The 2,996-nt window shown below is 61.4% G+C and carries 4 protein-coding genes; all 4 read right to left on the reverse strand.

Features of this window, described 5'->3' with window-relative positions; all coding sequences use genetic code 11:
- Positions 1–79: 79 nt before the first annotated feature.
- Positions 80–469 (reverse strand): fluoride efflux transporter CrcB, encoded by a 390-nt coding sequence (gene crcB, locus RMO23_RS16070; RefSeq protein WP_309683626.1) that lies wholly within the window; start codon positions 467–469, stop codon positions 80–82.
- Between the two features lie 9 nt (positions 470–478).
- A complete protein-coding gene (locus tag RMO23_RS16075) occupies positions 479–1,774 on the reverse strand; it encodes a TRAP transporter large permease subunit (RefSeq protein ID WP_309683627.1) in 1,296 nt (431 codons plus the stop codon).
- A gap of 16 nt (positions 1,775–1,790) precedes the next feature.
- A complete protein-coding gene (locus RMO23_RS16080; RefSeq protein ID WP_309683629.1) occupies positions 1,791–2,300 on the reverse strand; it encodes a TRAP transporter small permease subunit in 510 nt (169 codons plus the stop codon).
- Positions 2,301–2,302: 2 nt separating this feature from the next.
- Positions 2,303–2,996: TRAP transporter substrate-binding protein DctP (gene dctP / locus RMO23_RS16085; RefSeq protein ID WP_309683631.1), on the reverse strand; the 694-nt coding region annotated here is incomplete at its 5' end.

A 2,996-nucleotide genomic window follows, 5' to 3' on the forward strand; every position in this document is an offset into this window, starting at 1 on the left:
GGGAGAAGTTGCACCCAAGGGCAAGCTGGTTTCTGCGAATTTCGTGATTTTTAGGGCTAAATTGGCCGCCAGCCCACGTTTAATGCGTGCGAGTAGCTATAAAAAACATAGCGCTCTTGATGCCGGCCACGGTCAGCAGCAGCGAGCCGAACAGGTGTAGCGAAGCCGTGCCGAGGGCCAGGGCGTAGCGTTCGTTCTCCAGCATGGCGATGACTTCCGCGGAAAAGGTCGAGAAGGTGGTGAGGGCGCCCAGAAAGCCGGTGATCAGCAGCAGGCGCCACATGGGGTCCATCTGCGGCAGGGACTGAAACGTGGCAACGCAGGCGCCTATGAGGTAGGCGCCCAGCAGGTTGGCGGCCAGCGTGCCCCACGGCAGCAGGGCGCCGGAATGGTTGAGCCAGAGCCCCAAACGCCAGCGCGCCAGCGCGCCTACGCAGGCACCGATACAGATTGCAAGAACAGGCAGCATGAGTGAGGTTTACATTTTGCCCGGTAGCCAGGTGGCGATCTGCGGGAAAAACCACAGCAGCAGCACCATGCCGCACATCAGCAGGAAAAATGGCAGCGTGACCCGCGCGATGTAGGTGATCTCTTTTTTGGTCATGCCTTGCAGCACAAACAGGTTAAAACCCACGGGCGGGGTAATCTGCGCCATCTCCACCACGACGACGATGAAAATGCCGAACCAGATCAGGTCCAGGCCCGCCGTTTGCACCGTCGGCAGGATGACGCCCATGGTCAGCACCACCATCGAGATGCCGTCCAGAAAACAGCCCAGAACAATGTAAAACAGGCTCAGGGCCAGAATCAGCAGGAAAGGGCTCAGGCCCAGGCCGGAGACAAACTCGGCCAGGTGGCGCGGCAGGCCGATGTAGCCCATGCTCAGTGTCAGGAAGGCGGCGCCCGCCAGAATCAGCGCAATCATGCAGTACAGGCGCGTTGCGCCCAGCAGCGACTCTTTGAAGGTGGTCCACGTCATGGAGCGTTGCACCAGCGACAGCAGCAGCGACCCGACCACGCCAATGGCCGCCGCCTCGGTCGCGGTGGCGATGCCGGTGTAGATGGAGCCCAGCACGGCGCCGATCAGCAGCACCACGGGAATCAGGTGGCGCGATTCAAACACCTTCTGGCTGAAGCTCATGGCGACGTCGGGCGGCGGGATTTTTCCCTTGTTCATCAGCGCCCAGACCACCAGGTAGCCCGAGAACAGCGACGCCAGCAACAGGCCGGGGAAAACGCCGGCGATGAAGAGTTTGGCAATCGACACATCGGCGCTGACGCCATAGACGATCATGATGATGGAGGGCGGAATCAGCAGGCCCAGCGTGCCGGCCCCGGCCAGCGAGCCGATGGTGATGTCTTCGGGGTAGCCGCGTCTGGCGAGTTCCGGCAAGGTCATCTTGCCGATGGTGGCGCAGGTCGCCGCTGACGAGCCCGACACCGCGGCAAAAATGGTGCAGCCGATCACATTGGTGTGCAGCAGGCCGCCCGGCAGGCGGCTGACCCAAGGCGCCAGGCCCTTGAACATGCTTTCGCTGAGCTTGGTGCGAAACAGGATTTCACCCATCCAGACGAAGAGCGGCAGGGCCGTCAGGGTCCAACTCGATGAAGATCCCCAGATGGTCACGGCCATGGCATCGCCGGCGGCGCGTGAGGAAAAAAGCTGCATGCCGATCCAGGCGACACCCGACAGGGTCAGGCCGATCCAGACGCCCGAGCCAAGGATGAGGAACAGCGAAAGGATCAGCAGCGCGGTGACGGCAAGGTCAGACATGGGTTTGTACTTCTGATTATTCGTAGTGCAGGGCTTCGTCGCTGTCGCCCTGAAGGCGGCGCCCGCTGATCTCCAGCACCAGCTCGTCGATGAAGGCAATCATCAGGATCACCGCCCCGACGCCCATGCTGAGCTGCGGAATCCACAACGGCGTCGCGTCATTGCCGGTAGAGACATCATGGAACTGCCAGGAGTTGATCGACAGTTTCACGCTGTACCAGGCAAACAGCATGGACAGCGCAGTCGCCGCTGCCAGCGCCCAGAGCTCAATCGCCCGCCGGGCACTGCCCTTCAGCGCGTTGAGAATCAGCGTGACGCGGATGTGTTCACCTTTTTTCAGGGTGTGCGCCAGCGCCAGAAAGCCGCTGGCGGCCATGCAGTAACCCGCGTACATGTCGGTGCCGCGCAACGACCAGGCAAACTGCCGGTCCAGCACGCCGGCCAGCACCGAAAGCAGCGTGCCGACCATGAAGAGCGCCCCTGCCCACGCTGCGCCGTCATAAAGCGCGTCAAGTAGCCGGCGCATGCTTATTTCTTGGCCGCGCTTGATTTTTCGTAGGCTGCCAGCAGCGCTTCCCCTTCGGCGCCGGCGCGTTTGGTCCAGTCTGTTTTCATGATGCCGCCGACCTGGCGGAAGTCGGCCACCAGCTTGGGCGAAGGCGCCATGATCTTCATGCCTTTTTCGGCCAGCGCTTTTTTATAAAACTCGTTTTTCTCTTCGCTGATTTTCCAGCCGCGCAGCTCTGCATCCGCCGCTGCTTTCAGGACAGCAGCCTGGGTAGGCGCATCCAGCGCATCAAAAGATTTCTTGTTAACGATGACGGCGTTTTTAGGTAACCAGGCCTGCACGTCATACCAGTACTTGATGCTTTCGTAGGTCTTGGTATCGTAGCCGGTCGAGCCCGAGCTCATGTAGCTGTTGACGACCCCGGTGGCCAGCGCCTGGCTGAGTTCGGCGGCCTGCACTGTCACAGGCTGCGCGCCTACCAGCTCTGCAATTTTGCTCGTCGCGGGGCTATAGGCCCGCCACTTCAGGCCCTTCATGTCGGCGACTGAGGTGAGTTCCTTGTTGACGTAAACGCCTTGCGGAGGCCATGCCACCGTATAGAGAAGTTTCATGCCCTGCGCGCCCAGCAATTTGTCGAGCGCGGGCTTTTGCGCATCGGCCAGCTTGCGGGCGGCGGGATAGCTTGACGCCAGAAAGGGCAGGCCGTCAGCGCCG

The sequence above is a fragment of the Polaromonas sp. genome, from assembly GCF_031411155.1.
In the GTDB taxonomy this organism is placed as follows: Bacteria; Pseudomonadota; Gammaproteobacteria; order Burkholderiales; family Burkholderiaceae_C; genus Polaromonas.

Bases quoted from the DNA above. Each gene is read 5' to 3' on its own strand.
- crcB (WP_309683626.1), bottom strand. From the start codon at position 469: ATGCTGCCTGTTCTTGCAATCTGTATCGGTGCCTGCGTAGGCGCGCTG.
- RMO23_RS16075 (WP_309683627.1), bottom strand. From the start codon at position 1,774: ATGTCTGACCTTGCCGTCACCGCGCTGCTGATCCTTTCGCTGTTCCTC.
- RMO23_RS16080 (WP_309683629.1), bottom strand. From the start codon at position 2,300: ATGCGCCGGCTACTTGACGCGCTTTATGACGGCGCAGCGTGGGCAGGG.